Genomic DNA, 20,011 nt, shown 5'->3' with positions numbered 1-20,011 from the left:
GACTAAGCACTTTTGCAGCATTACGATATTATCAGAATGATTGGTAAAGGGGGAATGGGTGAGGTTTATTTAGCCTATGATCCTGCCTGTTCGCGTAAGGTTGCACTGAAAAGAATCCGCAAAGATCTTTCTGATAATGAGTTATTAAAGAAGCGTTTTCTTAGGGAAGCTAAAATTGCTGCGGATCTTGTGCATCCGGGGGTTGTTCCTGTTTTTACGATTTGTAGTGACAGTGACCTTGTTTACTACACTATGCCGTATATAGAAGGTTATACTCTTAAGAGTTTGCTCAAAAGTGTTTGGCAATGCGATTCTCTTCCTAAGGATCTTGCGGAACAGACATCGGTAGGGACCTTTCTTTCTATCTTTCATAAAATTTGTTCTACTATAGAATATGTGCACTCTCGAGGGATTCTCCATAGAGATCTTAAACCTGACAATATTTTACTCGGGCTATTTAGTGAGGTTGTGATTTTAGATTGGGGAGCAGCCCTATCTAAGGAAATGAAAGAAGATTTTCTTTTAGATCTTGATATTCCTATGCCGGGATCTATGTTTTCCAATATGACGGTGCCTGGTAAGATTGTAGGTACTCCGGATTATATGGCTCCTGAACGTCTGCGAGGAGCTCCAGCTTCAGAAAGTACGGATATCTATGCTTTAGGGGTAATTCTTTATCAGATGTTGACGTTGTCTTTCCCTTATCGTAATAAAAAAGGGAAGAAAATTAGTATCCCTAACCACATTATTTCTCCTGAAGAGGCAGCTCCTCATCGAGAAATTCCTTCTTTTCTTTCCCAAGTGGTTATGCGAGCTTTAGCGACAGACCCTAAAGAACGCTATCCATCTGTGCAGGCATTAAAAGCTGATATAGAACAGCATTTACAAGGTAGCCCGAAATGGACGCCTAAGATAGCCCTGCATACTCAGGACGCAGAATGTTGGAAATTCCACGAATCTATTTTACTATCTAAATACTTCCCTATGTTCGAGGTGTCCCCAGCATTATGGTATAGCTTGGCGATTTCTAAGATAGAAAGCTTTTCTGAAGTACGTTTGGAATATACGTTATTACGCAAAGGATTAGAAGGAGGGTTTGGAATTTTATTGCCTCCTTCTGAAAACGTAGATCATGGGGATTTCTACCGAGGTTATGGTTTCTGGTTACATATTAAGAAGAATATTCTTTCAGTTTCTCTAGTGAGAAACGGCTTAGAGATACAGAAAACCTCTGGAAATATAGATATAAATAAAGAGAAGTTTTTTATAGCTTTTGAAAAGCAAAATCATCGGTTATCTTTGCATATCGATCATGCAGTCTGGATGATTCATATGGATTATCTCCCTGGACGTGGAGGACGTATTGGAGTCATTATTCAAGATATAGCCGACGTTTGTGGAAATATCGTTGTTTTAGAAAGTAGTGGATCACTTCAAGTCAGTTGTTTAGCAGTTCCTGATGCCTTTCTTAATGAGAAGCTTTATGATCGTGCTATTACGTTTTACCGAAGGATCGTCGAATCTTTCCCTGGTCGTAAGGAGGGATACGAAGCACAATTTCGTATAGGCATTGCTGTATTAGAAAAAGCTGCTGAAGAAGGCGATAAAGAAGGGTTCTCCCAAGCACTTAGAGAGTTTGCTGTTTTACATGATAGTGTTGCAGCACCATTAGAATACCTCGGTAAAGCTTTAGTATACCAACGTCTCGGAGAATATAACGAAGAGGTAAAAAGTCTATTATTAGCATTGAAGCGTTATAGTCAGCGTCCAGAAATTTCTCGAGTTCGCGATCATGTTGTCTATCGTTTGCATGAAGCTTTATACAGTAATCATCGCGTCTCCTTAGTTTTTATGCTGCTGGCTCTTCATGTTGCTCCTGAATCCATAAATTCCTCAGAGGAAGAGCATTTCTTGAAAAATTTACAAGGGAAAATTCAAGACACTTTGTTTTGTAGTTTGGATATTTCCCCTATAGATTTCCGTTCATCGAAAATGGAATTGCTATTGAGCTATTGGTCAGGATTTACCCCTTTTCTCCCAGGCTTATTCCAAAGATCTTGGGATTTAAAAGATTACCGCGCTCTTGCAGACATTTTTTATACCGCAGCGGATTTAGGAGATCGAGAATTTATCGATGTCTATGGGAACATTTTACGCGAGAATATCCAGGCAACAACATTTACTGAAGATGTCGTAGAAATTCTTCCTCATCAGCTTGTACATTTCCTTTCAGCATTAGAAGCCATTTTCCTTCACGCACCTGTAGAAAAGGTTTTTTCAGATATCGAAATCTTAGATCCTGTTTTGATTATTTACTTGTTCGATTTATTTGCTAAAGACGTGTTAATTCATGGTAAGGGTGAGCTGATCCTTGATGCTCTCCGTTTACTGGAAACATATGTTTCTCCTCAGCAGCGGTATACCTATCTTTTGCCTTATGAAATACTTGCCTACCTTTGGATGAAAGAGGAGCAAAAAGTATACGAGCTCTTATCTGATAATTATGACGAGTCTTTCTGGATAGAGGACAGTCATTGTGCTTTTGTTCTTTATGGTTATTGGTTAGCGCTCACTGAAGAGAGTTCTTTAGCTTATTTACATCTTTCGGGATGTAGAGAAGATGGTGTAGCTCCAAAAGCATTACTAGGATTATTTTGTAGTCCTTTAGGAATTTGTGAAAACCAATTGAGTTATCAAGAAAGAAGAAATTTACTCTTGCAAAAGTTCATCTTTTTCCATTGTTTAGGAGATGATGTGGAGCGTGACAATTGTCGCGTTGCCTATGATCTTCTTGTGAAAGAGCGTCTTTTATAACCCACACATGTACGTTTTCAATACAGAGGATTCTGAAGCTAAGATATCTTTTGGTCTTCCTGTAAAGATCAGTTTCCCTCCATATTTCCCAGAGCCAGGCCCCAATTCTATGATATAATCTGCTTGTTTCAGCAAATGCACATCATGATCAACATAAATAATCGAATGTCCTTGAGATATCAGGGTACGGAATAGTCTTTGTAGTTGGCATTTCTGATTTCTATCTAAGGAGGCCGCTATCTCATCGAGTAGGAATAATGTTGGTTCTTTTGGAGGTAAGTAGAGAAATTTCGCTATTTTCACAGAGATCTTTTCACTAAGCGATAGAGAAGAGAGGTTTTGGCCTAAAGGTAAATAGCCCAGTCCTGCCCGTATAAGCGCTTGTAAAGGAGCTTGAATCCTTTGAAGAAAAGGAAAGAGTATAGGGAGTTCTTCAATAGGAGTTTGTAGTAATTTCCCAAAGTGCTTCCCTTCATAAACAGCTTCTTGAGCTAGGGGTTGGATTCGGTATCCTGAGCACGTTGGACATACGCGTTTCTCTAATGCATAGAAAGCCCGGTCGATTAGATGATAACCTAATCCTAAACAATCTGCACACTGTCCTTGCTTAGTATTTGTACTGAACATACTTGATGTAATGCTTAAGGCTTTAGCCTGGGTGAGCGATGCATAGAAGTTTCTTAAACTTGGAGCAATATCAAAATACGTACTGATATCCGAACGTTGTGAAGAAGAAAGAGGATGAGAATCTAACAATATTACATGAGAAAATAGCTCATAACCATTGTGTATAAGCTTTTGAGCCTGTTTATAAAAACCTTCAGTTAGCAATGAGGTCTTTCCTGATCCCGATACTCCAGCAATCGCAACCAAGCTGCGGAGAGGAGCTTGTACACTGAGATCCGTGATGTTATGAACCGTGAGACGTACATCTAAAGTATGTTTAAAGGGAGTTTGAGGATACTCCTCATTTTCTAGAGATACGGATGTATCAGTTGTGAGGTACCCTCCCTGAGGTCCAGATCCTGGTCCTAAATGAATTGTATGCTCTGCGTAATGCTTTAATACATTGCTGCGGTCTGTAGCAATAACGGTATTGTTGTTAGCAATGAGCTCTTTAATCAGTTGTACTAGAGTGGGAACATCCTTAGGATGGAGACCTGATAAAGGATCTTCAAGAAGATAAATGATGTCCGTAAGGTTTGTAGAGATTTTTTTTGCTAAGTGTAGGCGATAATATTCACCATCGCTAAGAGTATTTTGTTGTTGTCCTAAGGTAATGTAGCTTAAACCTACCTTGTTGATGAATGTTAAACGATTTTGTAAATCTTGTATAATCGGCTGAGCTTGATCATCGTGAAGGGTGTTTAAGAAGTCTTTCAAAAAGTGGGTGTCTTGTTGATAGATATCTACAATGGAGGTTTGCCCTATACGTACATGTTGAGCATATGTGTGAATTCCCCATCCAGAGCATGTTGGGCAGATGTCATGGACGAGCAAAGGTTGTAAAAGAGGACAGGAGGGAACGCGGTTACAATGGTCAAGAAGGATCCTTTCTAATCCTGGATATCTGTTGGTTCCCTTAAATAATAGTTCTTGAGTATGAATATCGAGATTTTTGATGGGCGTAGTTTTTGCAATTTTTAGTTCTTTAATCAGATCGAGAATAGGTTTTATGGAGCTTTCGGGGAAGAAGAGCTCAAAGAGAGCTATAGGAGAGTAATTAAGAATTTTATCTTTATGATCCATTAAAGAGAGTTTTAAAACATTCCCTGATCCATAACATTGTTGACATTGCCCTTCAATATGCTCGCGAGATAAAAGCTTGCGTGTAACGTTAGGGTAGCTATTTCCTAAAGCATCTTGCCAGCCGAGATTAAAGGCTAGTGAATGAACAATCCCTTGATGATTATGAATATGTAATTTGGGAGTAGGGGATAAGGAAAAGGCTAAAGTTAGAGAAGATAAAAGCGAGGACTCGTGGTTTTGGGAGATTTTTGTGTGTTGGATAACGATAGCAGGATCTTCTAAAATCTCAGGGAGAGGTTCTTCAAGATCATACACTTCTTGATTGGCAAATAATTTTAGATACCCTTCTTTTTTCTTTGCTTCTAAAGCGATAGAGAGATCTTCATCTGAGGATATAGGCGCTGTTATTGTTACATAAGAATTTGCATACTCGTGAAGAAGTTTCGCAACAAGAGTTTGTGGAGTGATTTTTTCTAAGAGAGTTCCTGATAATGGGCAGTGGGGCTTCCCTAAAAGGGAAAAGAGTTTTTCAAGCCCGTCAGTAATATCTAAGGCCGAAGCTAAGGAATGTCGGGAGTTTTTCTTTATTCCTGTTTTTCTGATGGCAATAACTGGAGATAATCCTCGAACACTTTCTACTTTTGGTAGAGGGGTCTTTTTAATGAGAGCTTCACGAACATAATAAGGAAAGAGTTCGGCATAAGCGATATTTCCTGAGGCATAAAGGATATCGAAAACTAAAGTATGCTTTCCTGAGGCTGAAGGTCCAGAAATAGCTGTTAAGGCATTACGTGGCAGCGTAACATCAATGTGTTTCAGGTTGTGATGATAAGCATCTTTAACAGAAATATCTCTGAGAATATGCGTATTCTGGCTTGTTTTCGTGCATTTAGGCAGAGCTGGGGTCTTTGTAAAATATGGTTGCAAAGCTTTTGCTGTAGGAGTGTCTAAGAGAATGAGTTCTTCAGGAGAACATGAGGCCAGTACATATCCACCGAGATTTCCTCCTTCAGGGCCAAGTTCAATGACGTGATCTGCAGTTTTTACAATGTGCATATTATGTTCTATGATCACTACCGTATGTCCCTGGTGTGTAAGAGAAAACAAAACTTGGATAAGAGCATGGATGTCATGAGTATGTAAGCCTGTTGTTGGCTCATCAAGAATATAGAGGGTAGGTTTTTTAGAGGGGGAAAGAAGCTCATAGGTAAGCTTTAATCTCTGAATTTCTCCTCCTGATAAGCTGGATAAAGGTCGTCCTAAAGGAAGATGATCGAGACCTAGAGAACATAATGCATGTATCTTTTCATGAATATGGGGAGTAGTTATAAAGAATTTCTCTGCTTCATATGCTGTCATTTCTAAAATGTCAGCGATGCTTTTCCCTTGATAATGTACGTCTAAAATTTGGGGTTGGAAACGTTTTCCATGACACAGCGGACAGGGAATGAGGGTAGAATCATCTAAAGTTACCGCCCCTATTCCTTGGCATTCCGTGCACGATCCTAACGGTAGATTAAAACTAAAATGCCCTTTAGTTAACCCCAGCCGCTTACTTTTAGGCAGTTGGGAAAATAGTTCTCGCAGATCATCAAAAGCTTTAATATACGTTAGGGAAATAGAACGTTGCGAGCGGCCAGGAAGGTCGCGAGTAATATGGACAACACGTGAAATATCCCCTCCATCTATGCGCAGGTGAGGTTCTGGTTTTCCTTGTATAAGACGTTCCATAGCAGGAACTAACGTGTCGTTAATTAAAGACGATTTTCCAGATCCTGAAACACCAGTAACCGCAGTGATTCTTTCCAAAGGTAGGGAAATGGTCACGTCTTTCAAATTGTTGGTTGTTGCATGAGATAGAGAAAGAGTGGCTTGTGTTTTAGCACGTCTTTTGGGGATATCTATAGTGAGTTCGTTTCGTAAATATTTTGCTGTTAGAGAGTTGCTTTTGCTTAGAAATTCTTGAGGAGTGCCGTTAAATAGTACCTCACCTCCGAAAATCCCTGCTCGTGGACCAATATCAATAATACGGTCTGCGAAAGAGATCATATGTTCATCATGTTCTACAAGAAGAATGGAATTCCCTTGACTGCGTAGTTTTTGAATTACTTGTATGAGCTTATCGGTATCACGAGGATGGAGTCCTATGGAAGGTTCATCAAGAATGTAGGTAATTCCTGATAACTCAGCGCCAAGATGCTTAGCAAGAGCAGTACGCTCTTGCTCTCCTCCTGATAGCGTTGCTGAGGCCCGATCTAAGGTAAGGTAGGAAAGACCCAACTGAATAAGTGTAGCAAGGCGATTATTGAACCCTTCTAGTACCTCATGCACAGATTTTGATGATGGTGTTATAGAAGAGGTTAAAGAGAACAACTCATCAAGAGGCATTTTCTGAAGTTCGATAAAAGTTTTTCCTTGCCAAGTGGCTGCAGATGCGTATTCTCCGATCCCTATTCCTTGACATTTAGGACATGGGACTGCTGTGGTCCCCTCAGGAATATATTTTGAAGGTTTCGCTCCATAGCGTACTTTTTCACCAATATCATTAAGAACTCCTCTCCACACTTTATGGGTCAGGGATTTCTTCCCAAGTGCAGGATCAAAAAGGCGTACTGGAAGAACTAGGGAGTTTTGACCGTAGAGAAAGGTGTCCTGAATATGCTCAGGAAGCTGTTTCCAAGGAGTATCTAAGCTGAAGTTTAACGTGTCTGCCAGAGATTGATAAAGGGCATGGTAAAAATAAGTAGAGCAGTTTCCAGCGAGCTTACAACAGTTTTCCCGGATGGATAAATCCTTTTGAATAAGAGAAGGGTCTTTAATAGTAATAAGAACTCCCGTTCCCTGGCACTTAAAACAACGATCTTCAAGGCTATGGGGAGAAAACAATTGTCGTGTTAATGGCGTATAAGTTTGTTGGGTTTCTGGTATATAGACTTGTGTAGAAAAGGTTTCTTCTTGGGATCCGGAATGTATAGAGCAGCGCCCCTGACCTAGTTGCAGCGCTGCGAATAAGCTGACTTTCATTCTTGCATTGTTACTTTCATTTTTAATGAAAGAATCCACGACAACATCGACAGGGTGATCAGTAGTCAGAGGAGACGATAGAAAAGGATAGATGGATGAGATTTCATTATGCATACGGATTTTCGTATATCCCTGCCTGACACACTCTTGAATTGCTGAGCTACTGGTATCTGGTAACGGAGCAAGTAGTGTGATTTGCGTGCCTTCAGGGATATTCTCAAGTGTTGCAAGAATCTTTTCTTTGCTTTGTAGATGCAGCACTTTGTTGCTTACAGGATCTCTAGCCTGCCCATCCAGAGAAAATAGCAACGCAAGGTGTTGGGAAAGTTCTGTAACACTGCCGACAGTAGCATGAAAGTGATAAGCAAAATGATTTTGCTTAACAGCAATGGTTGGAGATAACCCTTGGATGCTTTCAACGTTAGGTTCAGGTAAAGAAGATAAAGTCGTCGCAAAAAATGAAGGTAGAGTGGATATATACCGTTTTCTTCCTGCAGCGTAAACAGTATCAAAAGCTAACGAAGATTTTCCAGATCCTGATACTCCTGTGAGTAGAACAATTTCTCCTGGTAGAAACTCTATAGAGATATTTTTCAGATTTCTAACTGTAATACCAGAAATACGAACGGGTAAGCTGGGCATAGATTTCATAATAACTTTGGAAATAAGAAGAAATTTTCTACATGGATAATTATAACTACTTAGTAGAAACTAGTTTGATTTACTTTTAACTTTATAGAAAGAAAAAAATCCAAGCCTTCATTTTACCTGATTCAAGGATAGGAATGCGCGATATATTCTATAAAATAGTATTTAGTTGGGGATTTCAACGTACAAATTAAGATAAAATCATGTATCGTGTCTTGAGTAGAGAAGAATGTTCGCTATAAGATAAAAAAAGTTTTTGATTGGTTTGATAAATTAGGGAAGTATGATCGCAAGAACGAAAATCATTTGTACTATAGGTCCGGCAACAAATACTCCGGAAATGCTTGAGAGGCTTTTAGACGCGGGTATGAACGTCGCCAGGTTAAACTTTAGTCATGGTACTCATGAAAGTCATGGTCAGACAATAAATCTTCTTAAAGAGTTGCGAGAGAAAAAAGGAGCCCCTTTAGCGATTATGTTGGACACTAAAGGTCCAGAAATTCGCTTAGGAAAGATTCCCACGCCAATTAAGGTAGCACGAGGCCAGAAAATCACTTTAGTAGAGAAAGAGATCGAGGGATCGCTCGAAGGAGGAGTCACTTTACATCCTCAATGTGTCTTCCCTTTTGTTCGTGAAGGTACTGAAGTTTTGATAGACGATGGGTATCTCCAAGCTGTTATCACTTCTGTTGGTGACGATTGGTTAGAGTTAGAATTTATTAATTCTGGAGAGTTGAAGTCTCATAAGTCTTTAAGTATCAGAGAAATTGATTTAGCTCTTCCTTTTATGACCGATAAGGATATCCATGATCTTAAATTTGGAGTAGATCAGGGTGTCGATGTGATTGCGGCTTCCTTTGTTCGTTGTGCTGAAGATATCGAGAGTATGCGCAAGTGCTTAGCAGATTGTGGGCGTGAGGATATGCCGATTATTGCTAAGATAGAAAATCGCCTAGGTGTAGAAAATTTCCCGCAGATTGCCAAAGTTGCAGATGGGATTATGATTGCCCGTGGGGATTTAGGAATCGAGCTGTCTGTTGTGGAAGTTCCTAGTTTGCAAAAATTTATGGCAAAAGTCTCTCGTGAAACAGGGCGTTTTTGTATTACTGCTACACAGATGTTAGAATCTATGATTCGCAATGTATTGCCAACGCGTGCAGAGGTTTCTGATATAGCGAACGCTATTTATGATGGGACATCTGCAGTGATGCTATCAGGAGAAACAGCTTCAGGTAGTCATCCTATAGCTGCTGTGAAAATCATGCGTTCTGTAATTCAAGAAACGGAAAAAAACCTCAATTACATGTCTTTCCTAGAGATTAATGATAGTGAGAGTGCTGTTAAGGTATCTCCTTATCTTCAGTCTATAGGGCTGTCAGGAATTCAAATTGCTGAGAAGGCAGCAGCCAAAGCCATTATCGTGTATACAGAATCTGGAGGCTCTCCGATTTTCCTTTCTAAGTATCGTCCACGCTTCCCCATCATTGCTGTTACACCAAACCTGTCTGTATACTACCGACTTGCTTTAGAGTGGGGGGTATACCCTATGCTTACCGAAGAGTCGGATCGTACAGTCTGGAGACATCAAGCTTGTGTCTATGGTATCGAAAGAGGAATTTTATCAAATTACGATAAAGTTTTAGTGTTAAGTCGCGGAGCACAAATGAAAGATACCAATAATCTGACATTGACAACAGTTAATGACATCGTCTCAGCATCAGCTAAATAAGCTGATGCTCGTAGGATTATGCAGATAAAAAGCGGTTTCTTGCTTTGAAGCATCCTGCTGATAACGAAGCCGTTACCAAGGCGATTGCGAGGAGTATCGGTGTTAGGATGTACTTGCTGATTCCCCAAAGGGTTTCAGGAACATGAATCGTACCAGCGCATATTAATGAGAAAATAACAACAGCTGTTATTGCTAATATTGCAAGGACTAATGCGGAGATTAGTGCTGTAACGCGTTTATTATTCTGAGAGTTTTGACAACTGCAGATGCAGTTGAGAGTACATTCAAATGAGGATCCCAAACAGTCTGTTAAGCACATAAAATTCTTTTTATTTATAAAATACCGAAAGCATTCTGGGGCAAATCAAAAAAAAAAGCAAAAAAACTCTTTTGGAAGTTAAGAATTTTTTGAAAACTTCTTGAGTGCTGTAATTAAGGGAGCTGTAGGTTGGGAGATTTTCTTTTCTAATGCTTTTCGGGTGTACAGAGCCACTGATCCCGTTTTCTTAAAATGCTTATGCAGGCGTCCTGGAAGGTCTGCTAAATCAAATACAGCGGGAAAGCTATTGGGAAGAGCATAGAGAGTTTCAAGATGTGAAAACTCTTTTATAGTATATTGGTGTAGGTTCGAGGTAAAAATCTTTTCTTTAGTCGGGTTATATAAGGCTAATGTTAACGCAGCTCCTGAGTAGAGTCGCTCTAGGTCAGAAAGAAATTGTCCGAGGTGATCAAGATCCCCAGAGTTGACAATAACGAGTATGTGACTATAGGCATATTTCTTTTTTAACCCCTTGTGCAGTTTACGTTTCCATCGTTTATGCATCCACATCCATTGCTGTGGCTTATGAGCTATGCCTGTTTCTAAGAAACTCATGAGCTTGTTCATAAGTGATGTTGTGGCATCTTTGATAGGAAGAGATTTATCAGCATAGAGCTTTTTGCTAGGAACAATAGTATAGCCGTTTTTATTCCGGCATATGGATATGGCGATCACAGGCTTGCCTGTTTTATATGCGAGTAAAGCGGGAGATGTTGTTGTAAATGCTTCATGCCCGAAGAGTGGATAAGTATAAGAAGAGATCAGTAATGCTTGATCACCGACGATGCCGATAACATACCCTTGTTGTAAGGCTTGAAGAGCAGTATTGATTCCTTGTTTCGGAGCAACAATTTTCCCTTTAAAGATTTCCCTCAATGAAAAAATTTTTTTATTTAACCGGGCGTTTTTTATAGGTTTAGCAAAGGCTAGACCTGGATAGTCTCTCGTAATATAAAGAAAAGGCAGTTCCCAGTTTGCTTGGTGGCCACAAAACAAGATAACTCCTTCATTTTCATCGAGCTTAGAAAAGGTATCTTGTAATTCTTTGTGTGTGAGCACTTCGTCCGAAGAAAATCCTTCAGGATGCGATTCTGCTGTAGCTATGGAAATTAAATCATTAAGATGACTAATGAGTCCTTCTACTGCTAACAATTCTAAAACAGTAATCATTACATGTTGTATCGAATGCTTAGCAATGGATTGTCTTTCTTTAAAAGATTTATCAGGGAAAGCTAATGCTAAATTGGTAAGAGCCGTTTTTCTATAGTCCGAGATAGTATAAAAAACGAGAGTTCCTAGAGCTTTTCCTAAGCGATGTAACAAAGAACGAGGAATATGTTTGAAAATACCGATTACAGTTATTCCTAGATAGTAAACGAAAAAGTCTACAAAGCTTTGCTTAGCACGACGCAACATAATTTAGGATCCCTACTCTACACAGCGTAATAAGAGGTTGGGGGTAAGTGAGAACGCTGTCTCTTTATTTATGAAAAATTACGCTCTTTTAGTAGTTAAATGAGCCGTTCGCATTGACACTATAATAGTCTCAATAACTCTGACAACTGTTTTTATAATTTTTATGCTTATTTAAGCTGTTAGTTATAAATCTCAAGAGGTAGATATAATGAAATTCCTACCAATCCTTTTTATGTAGCTTTGAGGTTTCTGTAGGTTTTGAACGAATAATCACCTTATTATGAGAAATCTCTGCAGAAAGATTTAATGGAAATCCATCTTTGCCAAATAAGGTAAGTTTTCTTAGATATTCACGGAAGCGATGACGTATTCCTGTTTCATCAATCAAAGCGAAATCATGAAGAATTCCATGTTCTTGTGCCATGATTGCTTGAACAAAGGTATCCTCGAGAGTCTTTTCATCTATAAACTCTACAGCCCAATTTACAGAGTTATTCTCATGTGGGGGCGCCATAACAACGGCTAAAGCAATGTTATTCTTTACGACATCTAAGAAAAGCTTACTTACGTCTTTCACATAAAGAGGGATATTAATTTGATAAATGCCCTGATTCAGAATAATTGGATGGGAAGGTTCTAAAGTATAGGCTAAAGGATTGAAAGTGTTGCTGTACTTCACAGGGAAGAAAAGCAAAACAGGGAGATTAAGATTTAGAGGAATAAATTCCTGTTTTAAAAATAATAGACGTAAAAAATCTGCTTGAGGATCGTTTAGGTTCTCATATGTATTTGTATTCCCAAATGGGATGAGAATTTTTTTCCATTCCTCAGGAATAGGAAAGATAATTTCATCATGATTCCCTTGAGCAATACGATTTCTTTCTAATTCTTCAAAAGATACCTTATTGAGATTAAACGTGAGTTCCAGTCCTTGATCTTTAAGAGCGTTGACATACTCTTTAGGACCGCTAACTTTTTGAATCAGATATTTTGGCCAAACATCCAAGTATTCGTAACCTTTAGGGGGACTACCTACAGGAGTCGTAATCGTTACTGTAATATCCTCGGTGACATATTGTGTAAGGCGAATAAAAATATCATCAGCAGAAACACTTTGAATATCTCTACGGATATTAGTTTCACCATCAAGACTGACAAGATTGTACTTGTCAATAGCTGCTATCCAGCTTTCTGAATGTCCTGTAGCACTAATAACGACTTCCAAGTTTGTGGGACGAAGATCATGAACTGTATTTTTATTCCCTGTAATCGTTAAAGAGACTTTTTTATCTAATAACCCGTTACTTTGTAATCCTAATACAGTTTGATCTGGATTGAGGTCAATAATACGCACAGGAATATTATTTAACGTTCGGGTAACAGTTACTGTTTGCCCGACGAGCACCCAAATGATGATGGCAAAGCCCAAAGACACCACCTTTCTCAGCCAATTACGAATGAAAAAACGAGAAAAGAAATCGATCATTTTTTCCAAATCCATGAGCTAAAGGGTTTATGTTTTTGTTCTTTCAGAGTAAGGATGCTTCTTAGCACAGCTTTGAATCTATCCATCTTGACTCCGCGAGTCAAAATTCCATCGCGGGATAGTGATACATAACCATTCTCTTCAGAGACAATGATGATCAATGCATCGGTACGTTGACTAGCTCCTAAAGCTGCACGATGACGGGTCCCCATAGAACGAGATAACTGTGTTGTATCTTGGGCTAGGGGAAGAACAACACGAGCATAGGCTATGGTTTCTGCTCTGAGGATTACAGCTCCATCATGCAGAGGAGAAGAAGGTTCGAAAATTGTTTCTAGAAGCTCTTCTGAAAAGTCTGCATTAATTTTTACGGAAGAAAAGCTTAAGAATTCATCGAAAGAATCTTTATTTTCAAGAACAACAAGAGCGCCAATTTGTCTCTCAGACATTTGATAAATGCAGGAAGTTAGATGCTCAATAAATTGATCCTGTAAATCAATAACAAACTTTCGTCCATGAAAGCGTACACGAGATAAAGCCAGTCGGATTTCTGGCTGGAAAATAATAAAAACGACAATGGCAGCAACATTAACGACATGGAGCATCAATCGTCGGATAATAGGAAAATGTAGCTTGTCTGCGAGAACAAAGAGAAATAGAAAAGCTAGCAAACCAAAGACAACGTCCATGGCTCGAGTTCCCCAAAAGAACTTTAACAGATAATTTAACATTACCCAAATCAGAACAATCTCTAATAAGGGCGTTGTATAGTAAGTAATATCTATGGGCATAGTTTTACTAGTTTCTTAAGAATACTCGAAGAGATTCTCACCTTAATGGCAATGGACTGCTTTCTAAAAGAAGGTAATATACTACTGTAGCATATAGAGAAAAAGGTTAACAGCAAAGTATTTTATAGTTGCAATAGTTTGTTATATACTTCACATTACAGGTTTTTTATTTGTTCTCGGATTTCTGGCGGACATGATGGATACAGTAATTTTATCTAGAATACAGTTTGGTTTATTTATTGCATTTCATTACCTGTTTGTTCCTTTGAGCATGGGTCTCAGTATGATGCTTGTCCTAATGGAGGGCTTGTATCTAGTTACGAAGAAGAATATCTATAAACAAATGACGTGGTTTTGGATTGGCGTATTTGCAATAACATTTGTTGTTGGCGTTGTCACTGGAATCATGCAAATTTTTTCCTTTGGATCTAATTGGTCGAGGTTTTCTGAATATACAGGGAACGTGTTTGGAACACTTTTAGGAAGTGAGGGTATTTTCGCTTTTTTCTTAGAGTCTGGCTTTTTAGGCGTATTGCTATTTGGACGTCATAAAGTTTCTAAGAAAATGCACTTTTTCGCTACGTGTATGGTCGCTTTAGGAGCTCATATGAGTGCTTTCTGGATAGTGTGTGCTAACTCTTGGATGCAAACGCCTTCAGGTTATGAAATGGCCATGCATAACGGACAGCTTGTTCCTGTGATGACTTCATTTTGGCAAGTAGTCTTCTCACCTTCAAGTATAAATCGCTATATTCATGTGGTATTGGGCACGTGGCTTTCGGGTATTTTCCTAGTGATTAGCGTAAGTGCGTATTATTTGCGTAAACAACGCCACGTAGAATTTGCTCTTAAGGGATTAAAATTGGGTGCCTTGACTGGTATTATCGTGCTCATTTTGCAGTTGTGGTCTGCAGATGTTACAGCACGTGGTGTTGCGAAGACGCAACCTGCAAAATTAGCTGCTTTTGAAGGTATATTTAAAACTGAAGAATACAGCCCAATCTATTTGTTTGGTTACGTAGATGTAAAAAACCAAAAAGTTATAGGCTTACCTATTCCTGGAGGTCTTTCATTCTTAGTGCATAGAAATCCTAAGACTCCGGTTACAGGTTTAGATCAAATTCCACAAGATGAGTGGCCTAACGTGCAACTGGTATTCCAATTTTACCATCTTATGGTAATGCTATGGGGACTTATGGTGATTTTGGCGGTCATTTCATGGTTTGCCTATAAGAAAAAACGTTGGGCATTAAGACCGTTCTTCTTATCCATACTTTCATTTTCTGTTCTTTGCCCCGAGGTCTGTAATGAAGTGGGCTGGTTTGCTGCAGAAATGGGAAGACAACCCTGGGTTGTTTATGGCTTATTAAAAACTAAGGACGCTGTTTCTCCTATAATCCGCGGAGAACAGGTTATGCAGTCTCTGATTTTATTTAGTTTGGTGTTTGTTTGTCTCTTATCTTTATTTCTCTTTCTTTTATGTAAAAAAATACAACGAGGACCAGACCAAAACGATCTTAATGAGGTGGAAGTATAATCATGGAATTTTCATTAACTTCGATGTTGCCAATAGCTTGGTACGCTATACTAGTGGTTGCAGTATTTGCTTATTCTCTAGGAGATGGTTTTGATTTAGGTTTGAGCACAATCTATTTCACCTCTCGTGGAGATGAAGAACGACGCGTATTACTTAACTCTATAGGACCCATTTGGGACGGTAATGAGGTCTGGCTGATTATTATTTTTGGCGGACTTTTTGCAGGATTTCCCCCCGCTTATGGTGCATTGCTATCTATTTTCTATATGCCAATATGGACTTTAGTTTTGCTTTATATCTTTCGGGGATGTTCTTTAGAGTTTCGTAGTAAGACTGAGTCAGCAAAATGGAAATCTTTTTGGGATGTTACTTTCTGCATATCCGGAATAATGATTAGCTTTTTCCTAGGTGTTATAGTAGGGAATATGGTCTTAGGATTGCCTATATCTCCTACAACTCCGTATTCTTCATTATCTTGGATACTCTTTTTCCGCCCCTATACGTTGTTGTGTGGAGCTCTTGTTGTTTGTGCTTTTGCAATTCATGGGGTAACTTTTGTTTTAATGAAAACTACCGGTGAATTACAACAGCGGATTATTAAACGCTTTCCTTATGTTTTGTCAGCATTTTTAGTTGTTTATCTACTGTTAATTAGTACTACACTTGCCATGATACCGCAAGTACAAGGGAACTCTTTCCAAGTAGGTAGTTTTGCTGGTGTCCCTACATATCCTCTGTTGACACTTTTATTGGCTATGACTTTAGGTTGTTGCTTTGCAACTAAAACTTGCATATCTCGAGAACGTTATGGCTGTGCTTTTCTCTATTCTTCGCTGAATTTACTGCTTTTAATATTATCTGCTGTAACTTTGGTTTTCCCAAATATCTTATTTTCTACAGTAGACCCTGAGAATAGCTATACGATTTATAATGCAGCAGCAAGCACAAAAACTTTGCAAAGCCTATTAGTCATTGTACTGGTTGGTTTGCCGTTTATAGCTGCCTATGGTGTGTATATTTATCGTGTTTTCAGAGGGAAAACAGATTTCCCTTCTGTGTATTAGAAGTTTTAGAGATGACGTATTTTTACCCATTACAAAAACTCTAAAATTTTTATAACATGCTGCCTATTTTCTATTTTTAGGTTGCAGTTATGTGGAAGGGCTGGATTTGTTTAATATTCTTTTCTCCTGCGGTTGTACATGCAGGAGAAACTTATAAGCCCTGTGAGGAGCTCTGGCTATCTTCTGACAACAGGACTTCAGGAATGTCGACAATTGTAGAGACTTCGGGACGTCTTCTTGTTGTTTGGCAAGATTGCGACAGCAATAAGTTGATAGGAAGGCGTTGTGACCTGGGGATATGGTCAGAGCCTTATGAAATTTTTCCTCAAGAGTCCGGCCTATTTTCCCACCCTGTATTAGTAAGAATTAGCTCTCAAGAAATTTGGCTGTTTTATAGAAAGCAACAGGTTGGAGAGAGTAGAAGTCAACCTTATGTAGCTTTTTCTTTTAATTCAGGATTTCATTGGTTGGAGCATAGACTCTTGCCTCCAGGAATAGAAGGAACAACTAGAAATCCTCCATACGTTGATAGGATAAGAAATCGCGTATACATTCCCTCGTACAATGTTTATGAAATTCCTGGTCAGGCGGTGATAGGGGACTCTTGGGTTGAAATCTATAATTTCTTTTCTAAATCTTGGGAAGGACGTATGGGTCCGATTTTAGGAGGTTCGCGAAATCAAGTTCCTATAGAACCTGCAATTGTAAAATTCACGTCGAATAAGCTCGCATTGTTTTTTAGGAATGCTTCTGTAGAAGAGAGTTATATTTGTATGGCTGTATCGACAAATCAAGGAAGCTCTTGGTCAAAACTCAAGAACCTTCCCTGGCGCAGCTATGACAATAGTATTGCTGTTCAATCCGGGAGAAATGGCAAACTGTACCTTTTTGCGAATAGTGCTCGTGCAGGAGAGAGGCTTACATGCTTCTCATCATATAATGAGGGAATAACTTGGAATCATCCTAAGCTTATTGACTCTGGTTATAGCGTAGACCCTAGTGCGTATCTAGACAGACAAGGATGCATGCATCTTGTCTATACAAGTAAAGACGACCAGGGGACTCAACGCATTAAGTACTATAGAATCAAAGAAGATACTCTACTTCTAAATTGTCCTGCATGCTGGATACTGGAAGATATAAAAGAGAGTACGGACGAATAATTTAAGAAGCTATTTCTTTGATGTTAATTATGTAATAAGCAGGGAAAGCAAAATGGTTGTTTGGGCGAGGGAGGCATTCCACAGAAACTCTCTTTCCTAACCATTTTTCTAAGTCTATTTTTGTTGCATAGACGAATGCTATAGTGTTTTCTTTGTCTTTAAGTAAAAAATCCCCGGGATTGTTTTTTACGACATGAGGATAAATTTCAAGCTCACCAACAAAAGTTTGCTTTTTCTTTTTCTCTTCCTCATAGAAGGCTTCTTGAGTAAGCTTTTTAGCGTTTTCTTGGGGTTGCATGCTCGCCCAAATTTTAAACAACGACAATTCTAGGCTTTCTCTTCCTTGAGTTTTTGGAGAAGTTTTTATTGTTGTTTGCTTACGGATATGTCGAGATAACAACGATCCTGTTGTAGGTTTCTCGATACTGTCAACAACATTAGAAGAGTTGGACACTTGTTGTTTCCCTATCGTATTATCTTGATTTGTTAATGACTTCGATAGGTAAGTATCTTGAATTTCCTCTAAAGCTTTTTGTATTAGAGGTTGTAGACCTGGGACATCATTAAATTCTTCAGATTGTATAAGGTTAATCTTTTTATAAATAGCTTCTAGATCAACCGCATCTAATGGTTTCTGTAACTCTGCTTTAGCAAAATTCATAGCGGAATCTAGCAAGTCTAAAGCGATTTTTTTCTGACCTTGTCTATGTTTATAAATATCGATAGGGCCTTTCTGAGAAACAAAGTTTTTCGCAACGTAGAAAGCACATTGGTTAGGTAAAGCAATCTCTAACCACTTTCCTTGTGGTTGGTTGGATGTTGCTTGGATTTCTGTTCCTCGGGATAATCGTGCAAGCACAGGAGCTGATGTTGAAGGCTCTAAACGTACATTCACTTGTTCGCCTTCAATAACATTGTCTAAAACAAACGTCCGAAATACATAACCTTTTAGACCTTCGGGTGCTGCAACAATGTAGTAATCCTTACTTTCACCAATTACAGCGACATAATCACCTTTGGATAGTTCTTTTACAATAGAACTATCAACATGAGGAGCTAAGCGTAGACGAACACGATTTCCTTTAATCTCTCCTGTAAATGGAGCAAAGGAAGCCTTGTCTACTTGCGCAGCGGGAGTCTTTGATGTGGAAGGTGCAGCATGCAAGCTTACTGAACTTATTCCTGACCCGATGGTAAACAAAAGCATAGAAATCGATAGCGTTCGCATGCTTTACTCCTACAGTGTATTCACATTAGAAATCGATACAAGGATGTGACCTAGTCCTTTAGGGGAAGTACTCCCTAGAAAAAAGAATTATATCGACTGCAGTGAAAAAGTCAATTATCTTACCAAACGAGATTAGGTAGAACCTTAAGTATAGAGAACAGCTTTAATATGTTCACAATTTACCTGCCCACATGTACATCCAATAGGTGTGCCTAAGTAGACACTAAATTGCTCATTCGGATTTAGGGGATTGGTAACAAGATACAATTTGTTCCCTGTCGGACTGATATCCCATGTGCGAAAAGATAAATCTTGTTCGGATACAGTGGCTTCTTCTTCTTCACTAATAACTCTAGCAATCTGACAGTGCATGCAATTACAATGAGGCTCTGCTTTAGGAAATAGGTTTTGATTATTTCCTACTAATGAACGGATTACCGTCACCATTTTCTCTAAAATATCCGCAGGAGCGTCTGGATGATCCTTATGTTCTGGAGTATGTTGTAAGATCATTTCCATTGGACTCGTTCCTGAAAATAGAGGAGATATGAGGCTTTTATGAGCAAATATCTGCACATCGGTATCTTTGGATAATTGTTGCAAGGTATTGATTAACATACCCAGCTTGTCGTCTTCACGGCCAGATTCATCGCGCATCATTTGAGAAGATTCTAAGTGGAGAAGGTGCTCTTGGAAAGCAATATCGATAATCGCCTGATCTAAGTTAGGTATAGAAATGGTCTTTCCATCAATTAAATGCAACTTGAGGGTAGACCGACCTTGAACTTCTCCTTCTTGTGATTCGATAAAAGCTATTTGATTCCATCGTGCGGAAATGTAGGGAGGGATGCAAATCAATTGGTCATTAATTTTCACTTTCATGACGACCTCCAATGGTGAACTCTACTGTCATTGCTTAACGTCATTGTAGGGAAGCTTTGTTTTTTTTACAATCGAATTAGCAATTCGTAATATCGATTGCTAATTCATGACCTAACTTCCTAAAGATTCAGGCAGTTTTTTCTTTTTGCAAGAATTAAGAA

At 38.9% G+C, this 20,011-nt stretch carries 12 protein-coding genes; 5 read left to right on the top strand and 7 right to left on the bottom strand.

Annotated elements, in window-relative coordinates; all coding sequences use genetic code 11:
• Positions 1-12: 12 nt before the first annotated feature.
• Positions 13-2,814, top strand: a complete 2,802-nt coding sequence (gene pknD / locus G5O_RS08520) for a serine/threonine-protein kinase PknD (RefSeq protein WP_013747385.1) — start codon at positions 13-15, stop codon at positions 2,812-2,814.
• Here pknD and uvrA read toward each other — a convergent pair.
• A complete protein-coding gene (uvrA, locus tag G5O_RS08515) occupies positions 2,809-8,229 on the bottom strand; it encodes an excinuclease ABC subunit UvrA (RefSeq protein ID WP_006343342.1) in 5,421 nt (1,806 codons plus the stop codon). The two genes, pknD and uvrA, sit on opposite strands and share 6 nt — an antisense overlap.
• A gap of 289 nt (positions 8,230-8,518) precedes the next feature.
• Between uvrA and pyk the strand changes: the two genes are divergently transcribed.
• Entirely contained in the window at positions 8,519-9,964 is a 1,446-nt protein-coding gene (gene pyk / locus G5O_RS08510) for a pyruvate kinase (RefSeq protein ID WP_006343341.1), read from the top strand.
• A 16-nt stretch (positions 9,965-9,980) separates the two neighbouring features.
• Here the strand turns inward: pyk and G5O_RS08505 are convergent, their stop codons facing one another.
• The 4 genes from G5O_RS08505 to cdaA form a co-directional block, all read right to left on the bottom strand.
• Complete coding sequence (locus G5O_RS08505) at positions 9,981-10,283, bottom strand: hypothetical protein (RefSeq protein WP_013747384.1); 303 nt, start codon at positions 10,281-10,283, stop codon at positions 9,981-9,983.
• 78 nt (positions 10,284-10,361) lie between these two features.
• Complete coding sequence (locus G5O_RS08500) at positions 10,362-11,699, bottom strand: LpxL/LpxP family acyltransferase (protein WP_013462700.1); 1,338 nt, start codon at positions 11,697-11,699, stop codon at positions 10,362-10,364.
• A gap of 217 nt (positions 11,700-11,916) precedes the next feature.
• Complete coding sequence (locus G5O_RS08495) at positions 11,917-13,200, bottom strand: CdaR family protein (protein WP_013462699.1); 1,284 nt, start codon at positions 13,198-13,200, stop codon at positions 11,917-11,919.
• Positions 13,182-13,976, bottom strand: coding sequence for a diadenylate cyclase CdaA (gene cdaA / locus G5O_RS08490; RefSeq protein WP_006343338.1), 795 nt, complete (start codon positions 13,974-13,976; stop codon positions 13,182-13,184). The genes G5O_RS08495 and cdaA overlap by 19 nt, the downstream gene beginning before the upstream one ends.
• A gap of 196 nt (positions 13,977-14,172) precedes the next feature.
• Here cdaA and G5O_RS08485 point away from each other — a divergent pair, with 196 nt between their 5' ends.
• The 3 genes from G5O_RS08485 (at position 14,173) to G5O_RS08475 (ending at position 17,740) form a co-directional block, all read left to right on the top strand.
• Entirely contained in the window at positions 14,173-15,513 is a 1,341-nt protein-coding gene (locus G5O_RS08485) for a cytochrome ubiquinol oxidase subunit I (protein ID WP_006343337.1), read from the top strand.
• A gap of 2 nt (positions 15,514-15,515) precedes the next feature.
• Complete coding sequence (cydB, locus tag G5O_RS08480; RefSeq protein WP_006343336.1) at positions 15,516-16,577, top strand: cytochrome d ubiquinol oxidase subunit II; 1,062 nt, start codon at positions 15,516-15,518, stop codon at positions 16,575-16,577.
• 89 nt (positions 16,578-16,666) lie between these two features.
• Positions 16,667-17,740, top strand: coding sequence for an exo-alpha-sialidase (locus tag G5O_RS08475; protein ID WP_006343335.1), 1,074 nt, complete (start codon positions 16,667-16,669; stop codon positions 17,738-17,740).
• 1 nt (position 17,741) lies between these two features.
• On the opposite strand, the gene G5O_RS08470 is transcribed toward G5O_RS08475, so the two are convergent.
• A complete protein-coding gene (locus G5O_RS08470) occupies positions 17,742-18,968 on the bottom strand; it encodes an SH3 domain-containing protein (RefSeq protein WP_006343334.1) in 1,227 nt (408 codons plus the stop codon).
• 144 nt (positions 18,969-19,112) lie between these two features.
• Positions 19,113-19,850 carry a hypothetical protein gene (locus G5O_RS08465; protein ID WP_006343333.1) on the bottom strand — a complete coding sequence of 246 codons (738 nt, stop codon included), beginning with the start codon at positions 19,848-19,850 and terminating at the stop codon, positions 19,113-19,115.
• Between the last annotated feature and the right edge of the window lie 161 nt (positions 19,851-20,011).

It is taken from the genome of Chlamydia psittaci 6BC, from assembly GCF_000204255.1.
Classification (GTDB): Bacteria; Chlamydiota; Chlamydiia; order Chlamydiales; family Chlamydiaceae; genus Chlamydia; species Chlamydia psittaci.
The sequence above is the reverse complement of the archived record's forward strand: the minus strand, read 5'-3'. Positions and strand labels throughout refer to the sequence as shown.

Coding starts and splice junctions, on each gene's coding strand:
- G5O_RS08505 (WP_013747384.1), bottom strand. CDS start 10,283: ATGTGCTTAACAGACTGTTTGGGATCCTCATTTGAATGTACTCTCAAC.
- G5O_RS08470 (WP_006343334.1), bottom strand. CDS start 18,968: ATGCGAACGCTATCGATTTCTATGCTTTTGTTTACCATCGGGTCAGGA.
- cdaA (WP_006343338.1), bottom strand. CDS start 13,976: ATGCCCATAGATATTACTTACTATACAACGCCCTTATTAGAGATTGTT.
- G5O_RS08475 (WP_006343335.1), top strand. CDS start 16,667: ATGTGGAAGGGCTGGATTTGTTTAATATTCTTTTCTCCTGCGGTTGTA.
- uvrA (WP_006343342.1), bottom strand. CDS start 8,229: ATGCCCAGCTTACCCGTTCGTATTTCTGGTATTACAGTTAGAAATCTG.
- cydB (WP_006343336.1), top strand. CDS start 15,516: ATGGAATTTTCATTAACTTCGATGTTGCCAATAGCTTGGTACGCTATA.
- G5O_RS08465 (WP_006343333.1), bottom strand. CDS start 19,850: ATGAAAGTGAAAATTAATGACCAATTGATTTGCATCCCTCCCTACATT.
- G5O_RS08485 (WP_006343337.1), top strand. CDS start 14,173: ATGGATACAGTAATTTTATCTAGAATACAGTTTGGTTTATTTATTGCA.
- G5O_RS08495 (WP_013462699.1), bottom strand. CDS start 13,200: ATGGATTTGGAAAAAATGATCGATTTCTTTTCTCGTTTTTTCATTCGT.
- pyk (WP_006343341.1), top strand. CDS start 8,519: ATGATCGCAAGAACGAAAATCATTTGTACTATAGGTCCGGCAACAAAT.
- G5O_RS08500 (WP_013462700.1), bottom strand. CDS start 11,699: ATGTTGCGTCGTGCTAAGCAAAGCTTTGTAGACTTTTTCGTTTACTAT.